Source organism: Natrinema salinisoli (assembly GCF_020405205.1).
Taxonomy (GTDB): Archaea; Halobacteriota; Halobacteria; order Halobacteriales; family Natrialbaceae; genus Natrinema; species Natrinema salinisoli.
Map to the genome: position 1 here is coordinate 133,273 of NZ_CP084469.1, position 20,560 is coordinate 153,832.

General features: G+C 54.2%; 30 protein-coding genes. 8 read left to right on the forward strand and 22 right to left on the reverse strand.

Annotation, left to right across the window (positions count from 1 at the left end; translation table 11 throughout):
* Nucleotides 1–63: 63 nt before the first annotated feature.
* Nucleotides 64–2,553, forward strand: a complete 2,490-nt coding sequence (locus LDB05_RS00695; protein ID WP_226006009.1) for a DUF262 domain-containing protein — start codon at nucleotides 64–66, stop codon at nucleotides 2,551–2,553.
* A gap of 18 nt (nucleotides 2,554–2,571) precedes the next feature.
* On the opposite strand, the gene LDB05_RS00700 is transcribed toward LDB05_RS00695, so the two are convergent.
* Both LDB05_RS00700 and LDB05_RS00705 read right to left on the reverse strand, forming a co-directional pair.
* Entirely contained in the window at nucleotides 2,572–3,081 is a 510-nt protein-coding gene (locus tag LDB05_RS00700; protein ID WP_250160930.1) for a GIY-YIG nuclease family protein, read from the reverse strand.
* 426 nt (nucleotides 3,082–3,507) lie between these two features.
* The gene (locus LDB05_RS00705) at nucleotides 3,508–3,708 is read right to left on the reverse strand and encodes a hypothetical protein (RefSeq protein ID WP_226006011.1); all 201 of its coding nucleotides are present in this window, start codon (nucleotides 3,706–3,708) and stop codon (nucleotides 3,508–3,510) included.
* Between the two features lie 149 nt (nucleotides 3,709–3,857).
* On the opposite strand from LDB05_RS00705, the gene LDB05_RS00710 reads away from it, so the two are divergent.
* Nucleotides 3,858–4,745: an HNH endonuclease gene (locus LDB05_RS00710; protein ID WP_226006012.1), complete on the forward strand. Its 888-nt coding sequence runs from the start codon at nucleotides 3,858–3,860 to the stop codon at nucleotides 4,743–4,745.
* Here LDB05_RS00710 and LDB05_RS00715 read toward each other — a convergent pair.
* The 15 genes from LDB05_RS00715 to LDB05_RS00780 form a co-directional block, all read right to left on the reverse strand.
* A complete protein-coding gene (locus LDB05_RS00715; protein ID WP_226006013.1) occupies nucleotides 4,742–5,014 on the reverse strand; it encodes a hypothetical protein in 273 nt (90 codons plus the stop codon). The two genes, LDB05_RS00710 and LDB05_RS00715, sit on opposite strands and share 4 nt — an antisense overlap.
* Nucleotides 5,015–5,227: a hypothetical protein gene (locus LDB05_RS00720; RefSeq protein WP_226006014.1), complete on the reverse strand. Its 213-nt coding sequence runs from the start codon at nucleotides 5,225–5,227 to the stop codon at nucleotides 5,015–5,017.
* Nucleotides 5,224–5,532, reverse strand: a complete 309-nt coding sequence (locus tag LDB05_RS00725) for a hypothetical protein (protein WP_226006015.1) — start codon at nucleotides 5,530–5,532, stop codon at nucleotides 5,224–5,226. Before LDB05_RS00725 ends, LDB05_RS00720 begins: the two co-directional genes overlap by 4 nt.
* Nucleotides 5,533–5,889: 357 nt before the next feature.
* Complete coding sequence (locus tag LDB05_RS00730) at nucleotides 5,890–6,183, reverse strand: hypothetical protein (protein WP_226006016.1); 294 nt, start codon at nucleotides 6,181–6,183, stop codon at nucleotides 5,890–5,892.
* Between the two features lie 58 nt (nucleotides 6,184–6,241).
* Nucleotides 6,242–6,727, reverse strand: coding sequence for a hypothetical protein (locus LDB05_RS00735; RefSeq protein ID WP_226006017.1), 486 nt, complete (start codon nucleotides 6,725–6,727; stop codon nucleotides 6,242–6,244).
* Complete coding sequence (locus LDB05_RS00740; protein WP_226006018.1) at nucleotides 6,720–6,992, reverse strand: hypothetical protein; 273 nt, start codon at nucleotides 6,990–6,992, stop codon at nucleotides 6,720–6,722. Before LDB05_RS00740 ends, LDB05_RS00735 begins: the two co-directional genes overlap by 8 nt.
* Nucleotides 6,993–7,078: 86 nt before the next feature.
* Nucleotides 7,079–7,258 carry a hypothetical protein gene (locus tag LDB05_RS00745; RefSeq protein WP_226006019.1) on the reverse strand — a complete coding sequence of 60 codons (180 nt, stop codon included), beginning with the start codon at nucleotides 7,256–7,258 and terminating at the stop codon, nucleotides 7,079–7,081.
* A gap of 25 nt (nucleotides 7,259–7,283) precedes the next feature.
* Nucleotides 7,284–7,484 (reverse strand): DUF7342 family protein, encoded by a 201-nt coding sequence (locus LDB05_RS00750; protein WP_226006020.1) that lies wholly within the window; start codon nucleotides 7,482–7,484, stop codon nucleotides 7,284–7,286.
* A gap of 82 nt (nucleotides 7,485–7,566) precedes the next feature.
* Nucleotides 7,567–8,361: a hypothetical protein gene (locus tag LDB05_RS00755; RefSeq protein WP_226006021.1), complete on the reverse strand. Its 795-nt coding sequence runs from the start codon at nucleotides 8,359–8,361 to the stop codon at nucleotides 7,567–7,569.
* 4 nt (nucleotides 8,362–8,365) lie between these two features.
* Complete coding sequence (locus LDB05_RS00760) at nucleotides 8,366–9,538, reverse strand: hypothetical protein (protein ID WP_226006022.1); 1,173 nt, start codon at nucleotides 9,536–9,538, stop codon at nucleotides 8,366–8,368.
* A 1,189-nt stretch (nucleotides 9,539–10,727) separates the two neighbouring features.
* On the reverse strand, nucleotides 10,728–11,129 hold the full coding sequence (locus LDB05_RS00765) for a hypothetical protein (protein ID WP_226006023.1): 402 nt from the start codon (nucleotides 11,127–11,129) through the stop codon (nucleotides 10,728–10,730).
* A gap of 236 nt (nucleotides 11,130–11,365) precedes the next feature.
* Entirely contained in the window at nucleotides 11,366–12,994 is a 1,629-nt protein-coding gene (locus LDB05_RS00770; protein WP_226006024.1) for a hypothetical protein, read from the reverse strand.
* A complete protein-coding gene (locus LDB05_RS00775) occupies nucleotides 12,991–13,245 on the reverse strand; it encodes an LSm family protein (RefSeq protein ID WP_226006025.1) in 255 nt (84 codons plus the stop codon). Before LDB05_RS00775 ends, LDB05_RS00770 begins: the two co-directional genes overlap by 4 nt.
* A complete protein-coding gene (locus LDB05_RS23350) occupies nucleotides 13,238–13,369 on the reverse strand; it encodes a hypothetical protein (RefSeq protein ID WP_284145782.1) in 132 nt (43 codons plus the stop codon). The genes LDB05_RS00775 and LDB05_RS23350 overlap by 8 nt, the downstream gene beginning before the upstream one ends.
* A 92-nt stretch (nucleotides 13,370–13,461) precedes the next feature.
* Nucleotides 13,462–13,743, reverse strand: coding sequence for a hypothetical protein (locus LDB05_RS00780; protein ID WP_226006026.1), 282 nt, complete (start codon nucleotides 13,741–13,743; stop codon nucleotides 13,462–13,464).
* 359 nt (nucleotides 13,744–14,102) lie between these two features.
* Here LDB05_RS00780 and LDB05_RS00785 point away from each other — a divergent pair, with 359 nt between their 5' ends.
* From LDB05_RS00785 to LDB05_RS00795, 3 genes are all read left to right on the forward strand, one after another.
* A complete protein-coding gene (locus LDB05_RS00785) occupies nucleotides 14,103–14,582 on the forward strand; it encodes a hypothetical protein (protein WP_226006027.1) in 480 nt (159 codons plus the stop codon).
* A complete protein-coding gene (locus LDB05_RS00790) occupies nucleotides 14,575–15,072 on the forward strand; it encodes a hypothetical protein (protein ID WP_226006028.1) in 498 nt (165 codons plus the stop codon). The genes LDB05_RS00785 and LDB05_RS00790 overlap by 8 nt, the downstream gene beginning before the upstream one ends.
* Nucleotides 15,073–15,152: 80 nt before the next feature.
* Nucleotides 15,153–15,590, forward strand: a complete 438-nt coding sequence (locus LDB05_RS00795) for a nucleoside-diphosphate kinase (RefSeq protein WP_226007852.1) — start codon at nucleotides 15,153–15,155, stop codon at nucleotides 15,588–15,590.
* Between the two features lies 1 nt (nucleotide 15,591).
* On the opposite strand, the gene LDB05_RS00800 is transcribed toward LDB05_RS00795, so the two are convergent.
* Nucleotides 15,592–15,807, reverse strand: a complete 216-nt coding sequence (locus tag LDB05_RS00800) for a hypothetical protein (RefSeq protein WP_226006029.1) — start codon at nucleotides 15,805–15,807, stop codon at nucleotides 15,592–15,594.
* Between the two features lie 196 nt (nucleotides 15,808–16,003).
* Between LDB05_RS00800 and LDB05_RS00805 the strand changes: the two genes are divergently transcribed.
* Nucleotides 16,004–16,216 carry a hypothetical protein gene (locus LDB05_RS00805; protein ID WP_226006030.1) on the forward strand — a complete coding sequence of 71 codons (213 nt, stop codon included), beginning with the start codon at nucleotides 16,004–16,006 and terminating at the stop codon, nucleotides 16,214–16,216.
* Between the two features lie 24 nt (nucleotides 16,217–16,240).
* On the opposite strand, the gene LDB05_RS00810 is transcribed toward LDB05_RS00805, so the two are convergent.
* Nucleotides 16,241–17,026 (reverse strand): hypothetical protein, encoded by a 786-nt coding sequence (locus LDB05_RS00810; protein ID WP_226006031.1) that lies wholly within the window; start codon nucleotides 17,024–17,026, stop codon nucleotides 16,241–16,243.
* A 210-nt stretch (nucleotides 17,027–17,236) separates the two neighbouring features.
* Between LDB05_RS00810 and LDB05_RS00815 the strand changes: the two genes are divergently transcribed.
* On the forward strand, nucleotides 17,237–17,512 hold the full coding sequence (locus tag LDB05_RS00815) for a hypothetical protein (RefSeq protein ID WP_226006032.1): 276 nt from the start codon (nucleotides 17,237–17,239) through the stop codon (nucleotides 17,510–17,512).
* A 47-nt stretch (nucleotides 17,513–17,559) separates the two neighbouring features.
* Here LDB05_RS00815 and LDB05_RS00820 read toward each other — a convergent pair whose 3' ends face one another.
* Complete coding sequence (locus LDB05_RS00820) at nucleotides 17,560–18,306, reverse strand: hypothetical protein (protein WP_226006033.1); 747 nt, start codon at nucleotides 18,304–18,306, stop codon at nucleotides 17,560–17,562.
* 851 nt (nucleotides 18,307–19,157) lie between these two features.
* Here LDB05_RS00820 and LDB05_RS00825 point away from each other — a divergent pair.
* Nucleotides 19,158–19,481, forward strand: a complete 324-nt coding sequence (locus tag LDB05_RS00825; RefSeq protein ID WP_226006034.1) for a hypothetical protein — start codon at nucleotides 19,158–19,160, stop codon at nucleotides 19,479–19,481.
* A 28-nt stretch (nucleotides 19,482–19,509) separates the two neighbouring features.
* Here the strand turns inward: LDB05_RS00825 and LDB05_RS00830 are convergent, their stop codons facing one another.
* A complete protein-coding gene (locus LDB05_RS00830) occupies nucleotides 19,510–19,902 on the reverse strand; it encodes a hypothetical protein (protein ID WP_226006035.1) in 393 nt (130 codons plus the stop codon).
* Between the two features lie 40 nt (nucleotides 19,903–19,942).
* Nucleotides 19,943–20,500 (reverse strand): hypothetical protein, encoded by a 558-nt coding sequence (locus LDB05_RS00835; RefSeq protein ID WP_226006036.1) that lies wholly within the window; start codon nucleotides 20,498–20,500, stop codon nucleotides 19,943–19,945.
* Between the last annotated feature and the right edge of the window lie 60 nt (nucleotides 20,501–20,560).

The following is a 20,560-nucleotide window of genomic DNA, read 5'->3' on the forward strand; positions in this document are numbered from 1 at the left end:
GCAGGGAAATCGGGACTGTCTGCTACCACAATATTAACGTGGAGATGACACGGGTGTAGGGACATGGAAAGCTCAGACGAAACACCACTTTGCGGTACTCGCGTTTTCCTGTATCCTGGTGACCCGGACGGGACAGGGATCATCGACTATGATCCCACCGATTACCGGGAGATCTATCAGGATCTGGACTTCGTGGACAGTACCCAGTTTATCCGCTCTCTCGAGCAAGATATCAAGCTGAAAAACCGGTCTCTCCTCCGCGTGACCGACGGGGAACGGTTTGAAGTCCCGGAATACCAGCGAAATTTCTCGTGGGAGGAAGAACAGCACGAGGAACTCTGGGATACGTTACTGTCAATTCTGACGCTGAAACCGAAATCTGGCGAACTCCCGGTGGACACCTACTTCGGCACTGTGTATATTGCTCGGTCCGCCCAGGGAGAAGTCTATGAGATCATCGACGGCCAGCAACGACTCTCCACGGTCTCTATCCTGCTGAAGAACATCAAGGACCACCTCGAAGAGAAGCGGACGAAGGTTGACGGGCAGCTCCAGGCGTACGCCGAACATATATGCGAGGAATACCTTGACGAATTGCTGTACCGGCGGAAAGGCCCGACGGAGACACCGTTCCTAGAACTCAACGACCACGACGACAGCATCTACGAGCTGCTGTTTCAGGACCCGGAGAAAAAGGTTCAGACCCTGAAGGCGATGGACCAGTACGACGGCCGCAAGCAGAATGCCATCCGTCTCCGGGACCTCTTCGACGAGGTTGGTATCCCCGAAGAGGTCTACGAAGAGGACGAGGAGCTGGCTGACACCGATCTACTGGAATCGTTCCGGTACTTTGGTGACTCCCACCGCCGACTCGTGCGGACCGACGAATACTACGATGCGAAAGTCGCAGAGTTCGCAGACCGAGAGGAGTTCGACACGGCCGAGAAGGAGGTCAAGGCCCTGCTTAACCTCGCACATTTCACGCTGCGGTCTCTCCGCGTTTCCGAGTGTATCTTCCAGACTGATAACCAGGAACTTCGGATCGAGGTCTTCCAGTCGCTGAATGACCGTGGTGTTGAGCTCTCCAGTATGGACAAGGTCCGGGCCCGTATCGTCGGCCGGTTCCAGGGCGAATCTGACAGCGACAAGCAGATCGCCCGCTGGGAGAACGTGGTCCAGATGTTCGGCGGTGACGCAGACGCCGTTGAAGACTTCCTTGCCCATTACCTGGCTGCGACCGAGAAATCGTTTGACACCGTGACTGATGCCCGCAGTAACATGCTGGAAGCGTTCCGGCTGAAACAGATCGGTCGCCGTGATATCAAGTCACGGCTGGCAAGCCCTGGGCAGGCCCGAGACTTCCTCGAGGAACTGGAGAACTACGCAGGCCGGTACCGGGAAATCGTGACCGCGGACCTGACCGATGACGACACTGAATTAAAAAAGGAGTACCGGGAAGAGTGCGAAGCCATCCTCCAACGGCTCAACAAGCTGGGAACAACACAGTGGCGGCCGTTCGTCATGTATGTCTACCAGGCCGTGACCGAGGCTCCCGGGAAGGATGCGTTCCTGCGCGACATCCTGAAAACGGTCGAGAACATCACGTTCCGTGTCGCGATTTCCGATCTCGTGGCGACCGTCGTCGATGATACCTATCCGAAAACCTGCCAAGCGTTCCGGGAGCTCGAACAGTCCGGGAACCAGTTCGACACTGAGCAGATCAGTGCAACACTGGTCGATAACATCGATAGTTCGGCACGGCAGCTCTTTGGCGAGTCGTTCATCGATATCCTTGTCACCAGTGAAAACTGGCGGAACAACCAGACGAAGCAATTGTTCCTGAAGATCGCGGACGAGGATTTCCGGAGACGGAACCAGACCGGGATCACGAAGTCCGAACTAAGTGAGGATCCGAGCGAGGTCCACATTGAGCACATCCTCCCCATCTCGTACTTCCTCCCCGGCAAAGAGAACCCGTATGCATGGCTGGAGTGCTTCTTCGATAACGGGAAGCGCAACATGATCGAAACACAGATCGATTATCTGCGTACACGGGATGCCCACCTTCTCTCCTCTGACGATCCCGGCTACGATGAGATCGAGCAGATCATCGAGGGAATCGAGGAACGGTTTGTCCGCGACCTAGGGAACATGATGCTCCTCGACGAAGAGGTCAACAAACCGATCAAGAACCGGCTGTTCTCGGTGAAGCTCCGAGAATACCACCTCCGGCACAGCAAGGACATGGACAACCTCGTCAACCAGTACTTCTCGACCGCCGATAACGTCTCGACCGACAAACTCGAGGAGCTTCTCGGGTTGGAGCTGCCAGAGGATGAAACTCAGTTCGGAGACGTCCATCCCACGGTCCAGTACTTCAACGAGTGGTGGACCTACGAACAGTTGATCGACCGGAAAGCGCAGCTCATCACCGCCATACTGGAATCATTGAAGTTCCGTACGGAAGATGATGAATTCGAACCGTACATGGACGATATCGAAGACTACGTAGGAGAGGATATTGAGAAACGGCTGGCAGTGCTGACCGCGTAATAGAGAGACGGAATTCGGCTATTCGGTCCAGTCGGAAAGATCTGCAGAAGCCTCCTCGGGTTCCACGCCGAGGAATTCAGATACGTTCTCATGGAAAATACGCTGGTGTGCATAGAGCGTTTTCTTTGTGGCCTCACTGTGGCCGGCCAGTTTGATCGTGTCGACCATCCGCAGCAAGTGCTCCAGTTTCTGCTTTGACCGGTTGTACGGCTCTGACCGGAACTCTCGTTCCTCCTCGGACACTAGTTCAACCGTTCCGTCCGGATGCTCAAGGTTCAGGTCGACGGAACCGCTCGGCGACGTGATTTCGTCGTCAAAATTCAAATACGGTTGGTGCGTAGACAGCAGTTTCTGTTCGGCACGGTCTGTCTCAGACGTTTCCCACCAGTCCACGTAGGAAATATCCCAAATATCTAGTCGGCCGTAACTGACCACGCTGGAATCCTGCCGGACAAAGTGCTGTCTGAGGCGGCTCCGGAGTTTACTGGACTTTCCTGCATAGGCGGCTTTGCCATCAAGATCAAACATACAGTAGACACCCGGGGTTCCGGTTGGAACCGATTTGAGGTTCTCAGAAATCATCTTCTGGGAGGAGTTCCGGCATACTACCGGTTAAATCCCCTACTCTTTCTCTATATATTCAGTCCACTGTTCCAACAGGTCATACGCCGGATGCTTGTATAGAACCTCGTCACACGATTTGCAGGCTGTGTACAGGCATCCTTTCTGGTCCCAGTAATCGGTGCGCTGGATCACTGCGTCCTCATGGTGGCCGTAGTGCCCGCCCTCGTACCGCATATGATCGAACTCGGTGCCTTGGCACTCAGGACACGGCTCGAGCAACCCTTCCCAATCATCCCGAGACACGTACTCGACGTCCAGGGTATCGTCAGAGGTAAGATGCAACTCGTACGTTTCAGTGAAGTCGTTCCCGTCGTCTGAGCCGATCGTGGTTCACCTGTCTGTTTCGTCGTGTTCGATGTGATCGCCGCGGAGGATGCGTTCTTCCTGGATATCGGCGCTGCTGTTGATGGCATGCAGGTACTGGGCGGCCTCGAGCAGCATCGCGATCTGGACCGCATTGTACTCCTGCTGCAATCCTTTGAGTAGATCGGTAGCGGCCTGTACAAGATTCGGCCGTTCTTCGTCTGCCACGGGAAAATCACCGGGAGAACCTGTACCCGTGGAGGCTTTTAACCGGATAGGCGGTTTCCATGCAACCGGTCAGATAGAATCGGCACCGGGTTACGCAACCCCCTCAAGCACTATTGCTACGGAAAGACTTTCTACAGTCAAATGTCGTCATGAGACACCCAGAGCCAGGAAAAACCTTCCTCGGGGTAATCGGTCGAATCAGCAATAATGGTAATGGGATGATCGCAGACCATGAGATCAATATCGGTCCTGCATCTAATGCTGATGTCGGGAAAGCGGTAGAGGTGGATAGGGAAAGCGGTGAATATACGATCCGAGAGGAGATCCCTGAGGACACAGCCAAAGAATTACTGAAAAGACATGTTGATAGGAAGACCCCCTCGTCATTTAATCCGTTGCGATCACAGGGCGATCTTCAAGGAGAAGCAATAACGGTTGTTCCTAAAGAAACTCTCTATGAGGACGGCCTCTACTATGAAAATACAGGCGTTCCGGTTGCCAATGCTGAAGGAAGGACGATCTTCGCTATAGGGGCTAACGTCGGTGAGGAAGTCAAGATCGAAGTTGAAAGTTCGAGTCCGTTATACGCGATCGGTGAAGTGGTTTCAGCTGCTGTTGATGTGGAGTCAGATACGGGGTCGGCTGATTCCGATGAGGAGTCATCAGCGTCTACCCTCAACACGTTACGAGAAAAAGCCGAGGAGGACGCTGTTGATGAAGTGCCCGAAGATGCGGAAGTGAATCGGAGTTCAACAGAGCAATACACGCGGTCGTTGTGGGTGAAGCGATACGTCAAAGAACGGGCTGGGGGCCGATGCGAGGGTTGTGGAGAACCGGCGCCGTTCACTAGCAAAACGGGAGAACCATACCTACACGCCCATCACGTTCATGAATTGAGCAATGGTGGATCTGATACGCCTGATACCGTGATCGCTCTTTGTCCGAACTGCCATTACCGTATCCACCACGGTGACGACGGCGACGAATACAATGAAGACCTGCTCGAAATCGTTCAAGAGATTGAGGGAGATGACTAGGGTTTCTTGTCTTCGAAATCTATGACGCAGGTTTCGTCCTGCGTTTCCACCTTCAGCAGTTGATCCACATCGGCATCGTTCAATCCGTGCAGCCACCGGACCGTCATTGGCTCCGAGATTTGGTTTCCGCAGCAATCGCAGTAGGCTGCGTCAATCCGCATACTCCACGAGACCAGCGGGAGTCGGTATCCATCAACGGATGTTCTGAAATCGCCGTTTGCCAGCGTCAAATCGCGGCCGGGAACTGTGTGGACCGTGGATGCATCCATTCAACTATCATCCTCCGAAGGGTTGTGTAGGAATTTTGGTCGGGCGTTGTCCAGCCCGTATGCAACCAAAGTAACCACAATCAGCGGGATGGCCAGTATCAACAGGATCACCACCGCCAGCAACACGATGATCACGTACGGAATCGCCGTTATGCCAACGATTGTCTGCAGTACAGGGTTGTCAATCTCTTCACCCAAACCGCTGATTTTCACCTCATATCACCCGCTGTAGGTTCGTCTCGGAAATCTTGTAGTAGGTAGTTCAGCAGGTTGATTGTGAACTGGATTTCATGGCTCTCATGCGGTGACTGGTACATGACCAGCGGCCAGCTAGCATAGTCGTGCTCGCAATCCAATTCGTCATATTCCAGTGGATCATCGATATGGTTACCATGCCGTGTTATGTCTCGTTCCTGGCACTCAGCGCAGACACGAATCTCGTACACATTATCCTCTCTGTAGATCTCCATTGACTCCTCCAGGAAGTCAACCATGTCCTCAATCTCCTGCTCGCTCATCATCGCTCTAGTTCCCTCGGATCTCTTCAACCGCGTCTTCCAACTGCTCAATAAGTTTCTCTGCCTCCTCCGCATCCAGGTAGTGATCGCACGTAATCATCCCGGACGGGCCACGCGCATCCATCAACCGTACCTGCTTTCCGTCAACTTCAGCTTCCAGCGTTCTCACCCTCTTTTACCGGCATGTGCGGTAACTGCACTACCCGCCCACAGCCAGCACAGTAGTATTCCTCATCGTTTACCAGCGGATCTCGCCAGCGTGAGATAACGATATGAAACTCTTTGCTTCCACACTCACTGCAGGAGACCATCCCCTCATAGTTGTCAATCCGTACACCGTCTGATCCTATTTCCATTCTACTCGTCGCACCTCGTTTTCTGTCCGGAAACTCCGAGTTCGTTTTTTAGGTCAGCTATTACATCCTCTACATCCCTGAAACTCAGTCCACGATCGCCGCGAATATCCCGTCGTTCAATCTCTTCTTCCATCTCGTCTAATCGTTCGCGGAGGTCTTCGCCTGCATAGAGTTTGACGCGGTGCAGCTCATCCTTGCTTCCTCGTTCATCAGGTCCTCTATGAGCTGGACAGCCGTCTTCTCCCCATCCGACAAACGTATGGCCGCATTCTTCGCACCGCCACGCAAATTCCATGGCTGGTTCTATTTCGTCACTCAGTGCTATCACCCTCAGTTTCCGCTCCGATCTCTACCTATTGACTAGGTAGGACGGTTTCGAAGTTCTCGTGTTTAGCGTATGGATCTGCCCAACAATCGTCTTCATGGATCGCTTCTCTATCATCAAGGAACTCGTCTATGTTGGTGCATCGCCGGAACACAATATGTGCGACAGCGTTGCTGTAATCGTCAAAAAGTGGGTATCCAGTGTTACGTGATGCGACTTTGAAGTCGAATATGTCGACCTCCTCCGATCCAAGTAGTTTCTTGGCCTCAACTAGGCCCTCGACATCGATTGCGGACGGTCCAAGGACCTCAATGAGCAGAATGATATTATTCTCCTGCCCAGGTCCCTCAACCCAATTCCATCTATCAATCACCGATGCGCCACCCTCGGTGCATTTTTCAACAAGTTCACGTCCGAACTGGATGATGAATCCGTCCTCGATCACTGACTGCCAGTTTTCCGCAGTCACATTCCGTGTCTCTGGTTCGGGTTCTGGAACATCTGTATCACCCATCACTCTCACCCTGCGATTTCTCTGCGGAAACTGCATCTCTCGCTTCCTGAATGATATTCTGACCGCCTTTCCGCTGGTCCTCAGTCAATAGTCCCTCGTTCTGCATCGTGAACAGCATGTCCTCAGTAACCTCTGCCAGCTTCATCACCGCAGTTTCTATCTGTTCCTCACTCACCGCTACCACCTTTCTCGCCTTGGTAGTGTTCACATTCAGGATTCCAGCATTCCAGTTCCTCTGTCCACGGATTCCAGTATAGACGTTCATTGCATCCCTGATTACACCTGAATGCTGCTTCCGGCACTGCTGCCGAGTTTAACGGTGACATCTCCGGCGGCTGTAAATAATCTGGCTTATTGCTCAGTGCTATCACCCTCCTCTTTCTCGCGGATATTTACGACGCGTCTTGCGATCGCCTCTGACAGCGTTTGTGCATCCCCATACCAGATCGTGTCATCCGGCAGCCGATCGTCATCTGCCTCCTGGATGACCTCACCGATCTCCTGAACTAGTTCGTGCTCATCATGCTCCATCGTCGTCACCTGTGTTGTTCCGGAGTTAGAGCCGGATCTTGTGATCGGACCAGAGGGTGAGCCGGTTGTTCAGTTCTTTCCTGTCCACCTTTCCTTGGTCGTGGAGTTCTTCGAGGTCGTCGGCGACGGTCTTCCAGTGGACGCCGAGTTGGTCGGCGATCGTGTTTGTGGAGACTGGTCGTTCCTCGTTCTCGAGTATCTGCAGGATTCGCTGTTTGCGGCTCACCGCCTCACCACTGAGAACGTTCTCACACCTGAACTTTTTATACCACACCCCTGTTGACCACGGAGTTCACACTTCCTACAAGCTACACCGATTCCCCTTCTTTTCCGTGACTAGAGAAAATCGGATCGGATAACGACAACTCCAGAAAATTCTGCGGCCTATGCACCTCCTCAAGAGCCTCAAACAACGGTCTCAACAGATCACGCACAACGGTGAATGCAGGCGTATCAGCATACAGCTTCACGTACTCGATGCACAGACCAGCCAATAAATCCAATCCCCACTCCAGGACCTGCCGCTCCTCGTCTTCTACATGCTCACCGTCTAGACGCGCCCCAACAATTCGGTGCGGATGTGCGCTACGATTACTGAGAAAGTTAAATGTCTGTAAGCCGTCATCAAATTCCTTGTAATTCTGCTTTTCCTCCCGGATCATCTCATAGAACCGGTCCACCGAAACCACGCGATGCCGACTCAACAACGACATATCCTCGACTTCCTCCCGGACTTCCGCCATCTGCCGCGAATGGATCTGTGATGCCTCAATCTTGTGTTCGTTCAGGTGTTTCACCAAGAGATACGTCTCCATCAAATATCGGACATCCCGATACGCCGAATCATACCGCCGATGCTTAACGGAGATATACAGAGATTCCAACGCATTTACGCCCTTAATCACGAAAATATCCTGGAACTCATGGCGAGAATCAATATACGACGAGTACCGACGATTCACCGTGGAAACAGCAGTGTCTAGACGCGAGATTCCGGCCAGCAAGTGGTTGACAAGTTCATTATTCGAATGTTCGGACGTATATTCTTCTTTCTCTTGTAGCAGGTCGTGTTCATAGGCCTGTGCCTCACAATCTATGTCCATACGTTTACTCGCCTCCGTTACGACAGTCCTCAACCGCCTCAGCAGACCTGTTCAGTGCATCCTCACCCTTCTCAATGATATTGCCGCCACCGCCCAAGATCCCACCACCGTCACCGCTGTCACCACTGTCGCCATCACTCGACTCGAGTACGGCATCACGGCATGCCGTGGCATCATCAGCTACTGTATCCAGCGCATCAGACGCGACCGATGAATCCACGTCTTCCAGCATACTGTCCACATCGGTATCGTGTTCATCCGCTATCGCCTCCAGGTCTTCCCAATCCAACTTGGTTCCCATCTCCTCCGCCTGCCGTAGCAGGTTCGACGTCCCGGTCACCATCGATGCACGCATGGTCACGTGTACCTCGCTCATCGCAAGCGCCCAGCACCGGTCACCGCACATATACCGCAATCGGTACAGCCCGAGTTGACTCGCCTTGTTCGCCGTGAGCCGTGTGCCAACGAACGCCGGCTGGTAAAACGCGCCCGTCGAGATCAACGCCGCATCCACCCCGAACATCAACGTGGCAAACTGGTAGTCCTGGATCGCTGCATCCGTCCGCTCCTCCGAGGCAGCACACGCCGCCTCACTCATCTGATTGTAACTTCCGAGCAACGGCGCATACTTCGTCACATCACCGGTCCCACTTCGGATATCCTCAAACGGTTCGACCGGGACCTGCCCATTGAACTCGTTCGCGATCTGCGCTCCGTAATGCGCCCGCCGCACCGTGTCACCCATGTCTGACCCGTTCTCTTCGAGCGCAGACGTGTTCACCCGACTGCTGTAGTTTTCTTCAAACCCGCAGTGCTCGTCCGCCGTCTCAAGGAACAGGTCGCGGCGTTCGGACTCGTTCTCCGGCAGTTCATCGTAGAACCCAACGACCAGGGCCTCCACCTGCTCCTGCTCAGAGCTGTTCAATCCGGCCGCACCCGACCCTTTCTCGTCACTGTACTCCGTCAGATTCTGGCCCGGCTCCGGCCCGTAGTCCGAATCAATCGTATCATCAGAGTTATCGTCCTCTTCCGCTTCGGTCGTCACCACTGTCGGTTCCTGCGGCTCAGACTCGACCCCGTTCCCCGGATCACTGCCCGTGCTGCATCCGGCAAGAACCAGCATCGCTGCCACCACGATAACAGCCGCTTGTGTTCTGGTCTTTTTCTGGTTGAACACGGATGATTGCAAACCTCGACTATATGCTACAGAAGTAATTCCTGTAACAAGATAGGTCTACCGCTCGAACCGCTATACCGCTATCAACTGAGTACCCACAGCAGGGTGACCGGAAGAACAGTGATCGATCGTGGGACGTGTTTCAGGCTCACCGGATTGTTCGGAACTGACACCGAACAATGACGGCTGCTCCAGAGCTCGATCAGAACCAGAGTGCGATAGAGAGCGGTTATGGATACGAGACAAAGGCTTTCAATCGTCCCGATTCGAGACCGCAACTCTTGCAGTACCAAATACTGGTGTATCTGTTGCTGCTCGAGTCATTCGATTTCTCTCCGATACGCCCGGAACCGCAACTCGGACAACGCTTCTTTGCCATACTTCATCCGCTGATTGGAGCTGGTCGTACGTAATGTGAGCGTGGTGAGCCATCACCGTGGCTATCCGCCACCACCGTGGTGTTTCCCACCGATCAATCAGAAGACGAGAAAGACACAGTGTAATTAGCTTTAATCGAGTCGGCGCTGTCGTTCTGCCCAAAACATAAGTTCATCACGCATCTCGTCCGGAACATCTCCAAAGAGACAACCAAATCGGTTCCCCAAGTTCTGCCAGCTTAGACGCTTGAAAGTGCCCTCACTATACGCCCCATCTTCTAGTGCATCTTCCCAGCCCTGGTGAAATGTACGTTCACGGCTACTGTCGAGTGGCTTTCGATCATCCTTTTCGTACATCAGGATAGTGTCAGGTGACACCATGTGCCGAACACCATGTTAGCTACAATAAAACCTTCTCTGAACCCATCAAATTGCAACGGGAGCTATCCTAGTTTCGTGAAAGATGGCAAGAATGAGTAGTTTCATAGCGATGCTCTTAATGTGAGAATCTATGAAGATATTACACAAGCCGATTCTTGGAATTTCGATCGGCGATTGGGTAGTTTCAGTCCTCATATTCATCAGCAGCATTATCGCCTTCTACGGGTCACGCGCTGCACTAGTGTTTTTAATTCTTCTACTGTTCGTTCGGTTGGTATGGGCTCGCCGCCGTCGAGCACAGTTAGAACAACTTCAGGAACAGGTTGACCGAATCGATGACGGGAATTTCTCGGGCACAATAACAGAAGGACGGTCGCTCTGACTCCTCTGCCGAAAGCAGGTTCGTGTAAAAAGATTCGTTCTGTGCCGTGTTAATCGACGGTGGACAGTTTGATCTCTTCGTCTTCCCACGTGGGATCTTGGTCAAGGGTGGTGGTCCCTTCAAGGAAGGCGTCTACATGCTTGGCTTCAAGTTCCACGGTTGCCCTTCCAAGATTGTAGTCCTCAACGATGATCACACCGTCCGTATCGTAGATGTGGACGATGACGTCTTCCTCTAACTCAAGGATATCACCGACGTGTTCCTCCCGCTCTTTTTGATAAATGGATTCAAGGCTTCTCTCGATTGCCTCGAATCGAGCAATACCGATCTCATCGTGTTCCCATCCCATCATCCTGCGGTTCCCGCGTTCGTTCGAAACCTCCCACAGGTCAAACTCGACAAGCTCAAGGGACAACTGGTCGCGCTTTCCCTGGGCCAAATTGTGTGGCATGGGCCAACGTCCAACACGGAGCGTACTAAATGAAATAGGCGATGAAATGACTGGTCCGAACACCAGACTTCCCTAGACACACCTCCGAATTGTATCTCCAAGTAGGGCGCTACTGGCATCAAGCTGTTCCCGATCTCCGGCTAGGACTATCGTGTCACCACCGGAAACGACGTAGAATGGCGTTCAAACCGTGCCAAGAAGAAAAAGAAAGGAAACAGGGAGAGAAGCTTACTTCTCTATGATACGATGCGATGGTTCTTGACCGCACCATCCGGTCGATCCGGAGGCTCCTCGCCCTCTGGTTTCACCACGTATCCCTCGAACCGGTTATGCTGGAACCAGTTCACGTGCGTTACCGGGTCCTGCTTGTTGTCCCACTGTACACGTCCCGGTCTTGCTACTGCCTCTAGGTCGAACACGGCATCACACTCCACGCACTTGATGTACCGGACCACGTCGTGTTCGCGGCACTCGTGGACACTGCCGACGATCTCCGGTTGCTGACTGTCTGGGAGGTCACCGGTGACCAAGGAAACATACGACTGCTGTGCGCCGACAAGGTCCGCGATCTCCTCCTGTGACCGGTCTGTTCGGTAGTGCAGGAGTTTGATCAGGTCGGCCTTGGACAGTTCCTTGATCGGGATGTCGTCCGGCAGGACATCCGTGATGTCGTCCGTCACTTCGTCTTCAACCGGCTTCTCCCAGTTTCCGGTCTCAGTTGCGGTAAACGTGGCATCGTTGAGGTCCTCTTCTTCGGCTGACACCGGTGCAACATCGTCCAAGTCCTGTTCGCCATCTATCTCCGTTTCATCGTTGCGGACGATATCTGCATCACTGCGTCCTTCTGGTGCGTCCCGGACCGGTTCACCCATTTTTCGGTTCGTGTCAGTGTCGTCGCTGTGTTCCTCGGTGATGTGGGTCTCGAGCGCGGCGTCCGCTTCATCCGTGTCCTGGAACTCTTTACAGTAGTCGCAGTCTGGACAGTCGGCTACGTAGTCCGGGTGGATTTCGACACCATCAGTTGCTTCGTCGGCCTCGTCGTCGGTCTCGTCTTCGATGGTGGGTTTCTCACCGCGGTAGTACAGTTTGCGGTTCCCCGGCCTGTTCGGGTCTTGCATGTCCTCAAGTTCGAGATCTGTCTCGTTCCGGAGGTTGGAGATGTATGCCTTGTTACTGGCTGTCACGTCCTCTGCTTCTTTGTCGAACGCGATCGCTGCAAGCTCTTCAGACGTGTATGGCGTGTTCTCCTCAAGTTCGTTGTCAAGTCGCCTGTAGCGCCGTTCAAAGGCTGTCAGTTCCTCTTCCTCGTCCGTAGCGCTGTCTTTCTCTTCTCCGTCGGGTCTGATCCGATACTGTTTCCGTCGTCCGTCGGCCGGATCACGGCGTGACTCGATTTGGGCATCCAAGTCCGGATGATTGTGCCGTTGCTTGTGGAACTTTTCGCGGACAGCGTACGACGGATCAGATTGGCTGGTGACTTCCTGAGCGATCTCGTGTGTGGTCATCCAGCCGTTGTCCTGCATCGCGGTGAGAACGTTCTCAGGTGTCCACGTAATGGTGTCTACCCCTGATCCCGGGCAGTCATGGTACTTCGGTTGTGTCTTGACCGGTGCATCGAACTCTTGACCGCAGTTGCTGCACGTATACGTTGTCTCGGAGTTATCCTCGTCCGCAGCTTCATGATCGTCTTCGCGGTCGGCCGGATCAGTACGGTAGACTTTGATAGTTCCCTCATACTGGTTTTCCTCGAGGCTGAATCCGGCACCGCTCAACGCAGCTTTCACAGTATGGAGTTCGTCGGTCGCTGCCGATTCCTTGATGTTGCAGACGATGAGCGGGTCCTGTCCGTGGTTGCCGTCGCTCATTGGTTGTCGCCTCGGGCAGGCCGTACATCGGTAACGGAGCCACCACGCTGAAAGAGCCGGCCGACGTCTTCCTGGTGCTGTGAGTCGGTCGCGTTGGAATAGACAATGGCATCGGTCAGCACCATGTTGACGTGACGATCAAAGGCCTGGAGTGTGCCGTTGACCACGCTGCCATCGTGCCGGACGACCTCAACTGTGTTTCCGACGTATTCTTTCAGTAGATTGAACGGCTTCTCGTATCCGTTACTCATCGGTCTTGTCCTCCTCGTAGCCGAACTCATCAAGCAGCGCGTCACGCCAGGAGCGGTCGCCTTTCACCTGTTTGAGGAATTCAAATTCGTCATTTTCAACTGTTACACGTATATCTCGTACCACGGAGTGTTCCCCTCCGTATCACAATTATCAGAAAATCTTTAATATGTGTGTGCGAGTGTGCCACACTTACGGTCCGAACGTTCGGACCTGGTTTACTCCTCGCGGAGATCGGGATACCGGTAGTAAGAGTAGTCCTCCAGCGGTGGCTCCTCGAACACAATCACCCAACCGATCAGCGGCGTCCCCAACGCCTCTGTGACCACATCACTGTCCTCGAACGTGTCCCACTCCCCGTTCTGGTGTACAGCGCCCGGCGGCACATCGTCCGGCACTCTGTGCAACCCTTCCCGGATATCTCCGAACGTCTGCTGTACCCCGACCAAATTCATGACTGAGTATACCCGAACCTCGTACGCCTCCTTCACCCCCGACATACGCCAGTATACGGCCGCAACTCGCAAGAAACTATAGGCTCACATCTCGATATCTACCCCTATCTATTATCACACTGTCCAATGAGAGAACCAGTATGAACTGCGACTGGTGGCAGCCATGCGTCCGCAACGCCACCACCCAGCTCACGGTCCAAGACACCGAAGACGGGTCGCAGCAGACACAGCACTACTGTCCAGCACACTTCCAGATGCGACTGGCGGAAATCCAGGACAGCGACCACCTCATACTCCTCCGGTCTACCGACGCCGAAGCCTCATTGTAGACCAGCCACCCGTCACTACACCTGAATTTCTCGCAACTGTTTAGCCGCTGGCCTTGCTATACCCTCACAGGGAGAATGAACGTATTCATCCAGTTGCTTGGATGGTTGCTGTTAGCGCTTACCTTCATCGGGAGCTTCCGGCTATCCCGGTACCTGGCCCGGTCCGACGATGCTGTCCTGTATCCCGGACTGATCGCGTCCACCGTCACCGCTGTCTTCATCATCATCGTCGACGTCGTGATCCTCGTCACTGGCGTACTGGCCATCACCCTACCCACGCTCTGGGCAGTGCAGCGATTCACCGGGTACGACCCCTCTATCGATCTGTCCATGCCAGATATCCTCGCCCGCGGTACCGAGACGGAGCCTGACACGGACCACGGAACCCATCCGAACCCGGAGTCGGGTGGGCGACCGTTGCTCGATGTCGTCGGCCACCTCCAGAACAGATACGACCATATGGTACCGGACTGGCTCGGACAACAGTCGGACGAGATGGAACCGATCGATATCGTAGAACTCGAGGACGACGACTACTGGGAAGACGATGACTGAACTCTCACACCCGGTCACAATCCACCAATTGATCGACCTAGCCGGTGGGATCATTCTCCTCGCCGCCGCGTACTACGCACTGCAGGCACGACGCTCGGAACACGAGGAGTATCGTCGGGCGTACGGCCGGGCAGTCGCACAGTGTACCGCTCTCTTCCTCATTCTCGCCTACACCGCGTTCGTCCTGTACCCGGAATCACGGGCATGGCCGGTCCAGACCGGATACCACCTGTACCATTTCTTCACCGAACTGGAGACGGTGCCGGCGAAAGCGGACGTCCACCTTACCGATTACTATCTCGTCCTGTTGCGGCAGATCGGGTATGCTACGGGTGCATCCCCCAGTCCGATGCCCAGTGTCCTCGGCATGGTCGAAGGCGGCGTCAGAAGTATTGGCCTCGTCGTCTACAGTGTTGTGTTCACGCTGGTGTCGCTCGGTGCGCAAGTTCCCAGCCGGATCGTCGGCGGCGTACAGAACGCGCTCGATTAGAAATGGACGGCGTGGACAGGTATAGTCCATGGCACCGCATAGGAGCAAGATTCTCGGATTTAGAGCGTGACACGTTATACATGGCCACACAGCGGAATCGGACACTGATCATCTTGAAGCCGGACGCGGTGAAGCGGAATATCATCGGAACGGTTCTGGCCGAGATCGAATCCGCGGGTCTGGAGCTCGCCCGGCTCAAGACGGTGGATGCGGACCGGGAACTCATCAAAGTCCACTATCGCGAGAAGCAGGACGAGGATTTCTACGACGCATTAGTGGATTGGATGACGGACCTGGTGATCGTCGGGATCATTGAGGGCGAGAACGCGGCGGAACGGATGAAACAATTGGTCGGAGATACTGAGCCGGCGTCCGCTGCGCCGGGTACGATCCGCGGCAAATATAGTGACGATTCGTACAGCCGGGCGGATGCGGAGGACCGGCCGCTGCACAACGTGATTCACGCGAGTGAACCGGGAGAGGCCGAGGAGGAGATTGCCCTCTGGTTCGGAGAGTAATCTAACTACGGAGCCGGCCGAACCCGATGTCGATAAACTTCCAGACGAGGGTCGTAGCCACAAACGCTAATCCAAATTCATCGAGGAATAGGTTGATATCCAGTTCTACGAACTGGGTCTGGCTCAGCAGGAAGAACATCCCAATATAGACGCCGAACAGGATGACTGATCCGATGAAGACTTGGAACGCGAAGTCTGCGAACTCGTCCTGCACCATAACGTGCTACGGGGAAGAATCATTTATATACCTAATCCGGAGTCAGAACGTTCGGAATAATCCTCTCCCATCTCTTTCATGCCACTTAATCTCGTACACCAGACTGCTATGGCAGAGCACAGCCGTACGTCTGCAGAAAACGCCAAGCAACTCGAGGAGGGTGACGAATTTCAGTGGATCGGTGAAGGCTGGACCGATGACGGGCCCACGGCCACCGAACCGTGCGACCGTACAGGACAAGTATCCTGGCAAGGACCACGAAGGGGAATCAGCACAGGTCATCGAAATCGAAGGAGTACAAGGTGGAGAAGCCGAACTGTACCTATACGAGGACAGGGATGAAGTCATCCTGTATGGATCGGCTGAGAAACCGGAACATGTCCTTGAAATCCAGCAGGACACCCGGTAACGAAGGAACGCGACGGCTAGCCGTTCAGAGTGCTCCATCACCCTCATCATCAGTGACCGACTGATACACATCGCGGAGCTGATCAACCTGATCCGTATCTAGCTCTTCCCACCGTTCCTCTCGCGGAATCACACGCCGATACAACCGTTCCTTCCGATCCATCAGCGTGCCGTACCGCTCCAAGTTAAACATCCGAGTAAGCGTACCAACATTTTCTGCACGTTGAACCGCGATCGCTTCATACGATGGATAGTCCGCAGTATACATGATCGGCGTGATCTTCTCGTCGATATACTCTTCTACGACATCTTCCTCGAGATCCATATCCACGTAGTCCGGCCAATCAATGAATTCGCACCCGGCGTACCCGTCAACCTCGTAGTTGGCATGGTTTTCTGCATGCTCTGAGGTATGGAACGCAACGACAGCCCACCACGTTTGATCACTGTCGAGTACGATATCTACCTCTTGCACTGGTGCATCCCGCCAGATACCCAGATAGTCGATCGCCACACCCAGTGTTGCATCTGCTTCCTCGTCCGTTCCGATAACCAGTGTCGGCCAGCCTTTCTCAGTACTATCGACGGCCTCGAATTCACTCGCCGTGAAGTTCAACACGGAACTCGCGTTCACGGTCCGCTTCGGAATCGCGACCCCCAACGGCAGCGGAAGACCGATCTCTCCATTGTCAAGGGTGGACGTTAAGTCATCAAGTTCGACCATTTCTGCCGACAGGTTGGCACTGTACTGTCTTGATATTTTGTCTCGCATTCCGCTCACGGAAACCGTTGCAACCGGTGTATGACCCACCGGTCATCGTTAGAGACTTCCGATCATCACCGTTTCAAACCATGTTCTCCACTGCCTCGATTATAGCGATACAGCAAATACTCGAAAATAAGACAAAACAGATCAGGATTTTCTTGTACTCAAAGTAAGTGGTGCAGTGCTGTCGGCCGAATTTGGAGGTACAATTAAACGCTAGTGTGTAGAACGGTCTATTGACAGGTGATCTGATAGATGTCCCGGGCTGCTGATCCCCGTCCACCACTCCCCGACTGGGTGCTAGAGGCGTACACCGTACTCACCGACGCCATCACCGAGCATGATCGTGGTGAGAGTCATCGTCAGGTCCAGGCGATTCCCCGTGACGACGCGATCGAGGTACTGCTCTCTACTGACGAGCTAGACCTCGAGCCAGAGGACGCCGACTATGCATTGACACGGCTGCTTGACCGTGGATACTTCTACGAGGTCGACAGCGAACTCCGTGTGACCACTCCGTCAGAAGCATAACTCCGAACGTTCAGAGTCCACAGGAATTGGACACCAGCAAAAAACGGTCACGCTGCGGCAGTGCGGAGTTCCATGTAAGCTTGCCACGTCACCACGGCACCGATCACGGACGGGATCAGTACTACCAGTCCGAGCCACGGATCATGCCCGTACGCCATATCCACTCTGACGGTATAGACACCGGCCAAACTCATCACAGCGGCGATCCCACCGTTGATCCACAGTCCCATCCTGTCACCATCCCGTCCGTCAAGCGCCGAGATCACGATCAGCGTCCCGACCAAGAGGAACAGGATCCCCAGTAGGATTTCACCCCTGGCCATCCAGGACTCGGCGGTCGCTGCCTCGTACACGCCCAGCACTCCTGGCGCGAAAAACATGAGACTGTACACGAGGAACACTGCCAAGTACAGGTCGGCCCAGTTCCCGGGTTCGACATCCCGGTCCTCCGGTTCGGCAGGAAGTATCTCTCGGTCGAACGATACCGGCAGCCACTCTTGAAGATTCGGCGTGCCCCGTACCATCACCACGGCACCGACCGCTACAACCCCGACACATACCAATACCAGCCCCACGGCGGCAAGCCGCACAGTCGAAAGCGGTCCAATCCCTCCTGTCTCCTCGATCACCACGTTGAGCCCGCTAATACCGACAAGTACACCGATACAGATCAAAATAAATCCGTAGTACAGCCTGTTCCATATGGACTCGTCCGCTGCCTCCTCGTCCGGCGTCTCCGGTGACCGAGCGGTCCCGCCCCGCGATCGCTCATGCTCTGTGCTATCGAACCCCATGATACACGTACACGCTCCAGCAACCTAGATTTTACGGGAGACATCAGGAACGTGGTGAATCCACGGTGCTAACGCATTGCTCCGCCGTGTCCAACAACTCGTGTCGGTTCTGTCGTTTCCACCGCTCGAAAAATTGTTTTGTGAGCTGTGTGCTCTGCGGGACGATGGCTTCGAGATCGTATCGTGGCTCCTCACTCCCTGGGCTACGCCGGTCGCGAACGTACACTACTACGTCCAGATTGTAGTAGAACGCGTACTGCCGCTTCAGTTCCTGGCGCCACGCTCGGTTCCAGACGTACACCCAGTCCGCGGTATCCGTCACCACAAGCGTATACGGGTTGCCGTTCCCGCTTTCCCGGTCCGGGTCGATGCGTTCGATCCGGGCGGTGATTTCCTCAAGAAGGGGTTCGGTTACGCCGGTATTCCGAGATGCACTGGTCGCGTCGATCGTATCTCACTGTAACAGTATGCGGAATGCAGGTTTAAGAGGGTATGAGTGGTGGTTCCGGGAGTTCCGGGATTGATGCGGTCAGTGTTTCTTCTTGCAGGCGTGGCAGACGTGTTTGGAGATCCACGAGCCAGCATCTTTGTAGATACGGTGCTCGAAGGAGCAGGCGATACACAGCGTGCCACCGCAGAAGTGGCAGTTCCTATTCGCGCTTGACGCGTTGCAGCTTTTGCAACCCATATGCGATCGTTCGTGTTCGACGGATAAACGGCACTCAGGACACCCGGTGAGTGCGGTGATCCGCCACGGCTATGACGGACCGGGTCCCAGCGCTCCTTCAGAACTCTTCGAGGCCCCCTAGAACCATGACATCTTATATCGATGAAACTTGAATACCAATCTAATGGCACAAAAACGTATTACCGATTACGAAGACGCTGGCCACAAAATGCAGCTGGTGATCGACTACTGTGCTCGCCATGCAGTCGTCCCTCGCAAAGACGACGATCCAGACCTGACTGAACCGTGGACCGGTGTCTCAACAGAAACCGTCCAAGAAGGCGTTCGCAAAGAGTTTGGAGAAGATATCGGGAACGGAACAGCCACCTACACGTGGCAACGGCTTGGTGCTGACCATGATGTCAACGCCGCACTGTCCTTCCTGAAAGACCGGCGGAAAGCCCTCCTCGATACTGGTCTCGAAGAGTTGGCCGCCTGGAAACCATAATACTATCCAGAGCTGGACTCCGAGAAGGTCATCCCCACTCTGCCGCCAAGTCATCTCGTATATTTTCGAAGATGCTCTCCTTCGTTCCTCCTTCTGGCGAATATTGGAGTTGGTCGATTAACGTGAAAAACCGGTCACTGGGAATCTGCTGATCTTTATTCACAACAACGGCTGAAAGCGGTGGACGTCCTGCTTTATCTTCCATTCTACTGATGGTTCCAAGAACCACACTCATATACCGCTGCTTATCAGTATGAATCTGGTCAGCCAACGTCTTATACTCGATAAGCTCTCGGTCCCCCGCCTTTTGTTTGAGTATTGGATAGGCATCTTCTACACGGCGACGAAGCGTTTCTCTCCGCGGATTATAGTCGGTCCCCTGGTAGAATTGCAGTACCTGTTCAAAGTGTTCTTCGTTCATACAGTCGATATGTCGTGTACGGACGAAATGTCTTACTGTCTCAGAACCCGTACTTCCCGCGTCCCTGATCACGAGCCTGGTCCTTCAGTTCCTCGCGAGCGTTACCCCACCGGGCAAAAAAGGACTGCCCGCTCCGCACACCGTCGAGCGTCTCAGTCACGACCTCTGACCTGTCCGCGTCTGCCTCCTCAAGTCGTCCCTCTATCTCCCTCTCAATCTCGCGAAACGCCTCTTCAACGACATCGATCTTCGTGTCAAACTCGTTGGATTCTTCCACAGCCTCTTCGTCGAACATCGCCCGGTAATTGTTGACCGGTGCCAACTGCGTGTTCACGTCCCGATTCGGTGCCTGCGCGATCATACTGGCCGCGAAGTACATCCGAGTTTTGTCCCTTTCATCCGCCGGCACATCAATGAATAACGCAGCTCCGAGGAGATAGTCATCACGGCGTTTATCCGCCGGTTCTCCGTTCGGTCCCTGTCGAAATCGTGGACCGAGGACATCGTCTACAGCCTCGTACAGAAGAGGGTGCGCTCCGTACGGGGGGCTGCATCTCACGTCCAATTCACCTGGGTCTATGGCTCCAAGTCCTGCCATAGTATCCCTTTGCAGCGGTACAATAGTCAATCCGACGGACAGTTAGGACCTCATTCTACT

What these genes read in the sequence shown, in the direction of transcription:
- LDB05_RS00710 (WP_226006012.1), top strand. Translation starts at nt 3,858, where the DNA reads ATGAGACACCCAGAGCCAGGAAAAACCTTCCTCGGGGTAATCGGTCGA.
- LDB05_RS00715 (WP_226006013.1), bottom strand. Translation starts at nt 5,014, where the DNA reads ATGGATGCATCCACGGTCCACACAGTTCCCGGCCGCGATTTGACGCTG.
- LDB05_RS00820 (WP_226006033.1), bottom strand. Translation starts at nt 18,306, where the DNA reads ATGGGGTTCGATAGCACAGAGCATGAGCGATCGCGGGGCGGGACCGCT.
- LDB05_RS00765 (WP_226006023.1), bottom strand. Translation starts at nt 11,129, where the DNA reads ATGCCACACAATTTGGCCCAGGGAAAGCGCGACCAGTTGTCCCTTGAG.
- LDB05_RS00740 (WP_226006018.1), bottom strand. Translation starts at nt 6,992, where the DNA reads ATGAACGTCTATACTGGAATCCGTGGACAGAGGAACTGGAATGCTGGA.
- LDB05_RS00830 (WP_226006035.1), bottom strand. Translation starts at nt 19,902, where the DNA reads ATGAACGAAGAACACTTTGAACAGGTACTGCAATTCTACCAGGGGACC.
- LDB05_RS00835 (WP_226006036.1), bottom strand. Translation starts at nt 20,500, where the DNA reads ATGGCAGGACTTGGAGCCATAGACCCAGGTGAATTGGACGTGAGATGC.
- LDB05_RS00745 (WP_226006019.1), bottom strand. Translation starts at nt 7,258, where the DNA reads ATGGAGCATGATGAGCACGAACTAGTTCAGGAGATCGGTGAGGTCATC.
- LDB05_RS00805 (WP_226006030.1), top strand. Translation starts at nt 16,004, where the DNA reads ATGACGGGCCCACGGCCACCGAACCGTGCGACCGTACAGGACAAGTAT.
- LDB05_RS00695 (WP_226006009.1), top strand. Translation starts at nt 64, where the DNA reads ATGGAAAGCTCAGACGAAACACCACTTTGCGGTACTCGCGTTTTCCTG.
- LDB05_RS00790 (WP_226006028.1), top strand. Translation starts at nt 14,575, where the DNA reads ATGACTGAACTCTCACACCCGGTCACAATCCACCAATTGATCGACCTA.
- LDB05_RS00800 (WP_226006029.1), bottom strand. Translation starts at nt 15,807, where the DNA reads ATGGTGCAGGACGAGTTCGCAGACTTCGCGTTCCAAGTCTTCATCGGA.
- LDB05_RS00780 (WP_226006026.1), bottom strand. Translation starts at nt 13,743, where the DNA reads ATGTCGGGGGTGAAGGAGGCGTACGAGGTTCGGGTATACTCAGTCATG.
- LDB05_RS00725 (WP_226006015.1), bottom strand. Translation starts at nt 5,532, where the DNA reads ATGAGCGAGCAGGAGATTGAGGACATGGTTGACTTCCTGGAGGAGTCA.
- LDB05_RS00700 (WP_250160930.1), bottom strand. Translation starts at nt 3,081, where the DNA reads ATGTTTGATCTTGATGGCAAAGCCGCCTATGCAGGAAAGTCCAGTAAA.
- LDB05_RS00785 (WP_226006027.1), top strand. Translation starts at nt 14,103, where the DNA reads ATGAACGTATTCATCCAGTTGCTTGGATGGTTGCTGTTAGCGCTTACC.
- LDB05_RS00730 (WP_226006016.1), bottom strand. Translation starts at nt 6,183, where the DNA reads ATGGAATTTGCGTGGCGGTGCGAAGAATGCGGCCATACGTTTGTCGGA.
- LDB05_RS00755 (WP_226006021.1), bottom strand. Translation starts at nt 8,361, where the DNA reads ATGGACATAGATTGTGAGGCACAGGCCTATGAACACGACCTGCTACAA.
- LDB05_RS00825 (WP_226006034.1), top strand. Translation starts at nt 19,158, where the DNA reads ATGGCACAAAAACGTATTACCGATTACGAAGACGCTGGCCACAAAATG.
- LDB05_RS00735 (WP_226006017.1), bottom strand. Translation starts at nt 6,727, where the DNA reads ATGGGTGATACAGATGTTCCAGAACCCGAACCAGAGACACGGAATGTG.
- LDB05_RS00775 (WP_226006025.1), bottom strand. Translation starts at nt 13,245, where the DNA reads ATGAGTAACGGATACGAGAAGCCGTTCAATCTACTGAAAGAATACGTC.
- LDB05_RS00770 (WP_226006024.1), bottom strand. Translation starts at nt 12,994, where the DNA reads ATGAGCGACGGCAACCACGGACAGGACCCGCTCATCGTCTGCAACATC.
- LDB05_RS00795 (WP_226007852.1), top strand. Translation starts at nt 15,153, where the DNA reads ATGGCCACACAGCGGAATCGGACACTGATCATCTTGAAGCCGGACGCG.
- LDB05_RS00815 (WP_226006032.1), top strand. Translation starts at nt 17,237, where the DNA reads ATGTCCCGGGCTGCTGATCCCCGTCCACCACTCCCCGACTGGGTGCTA.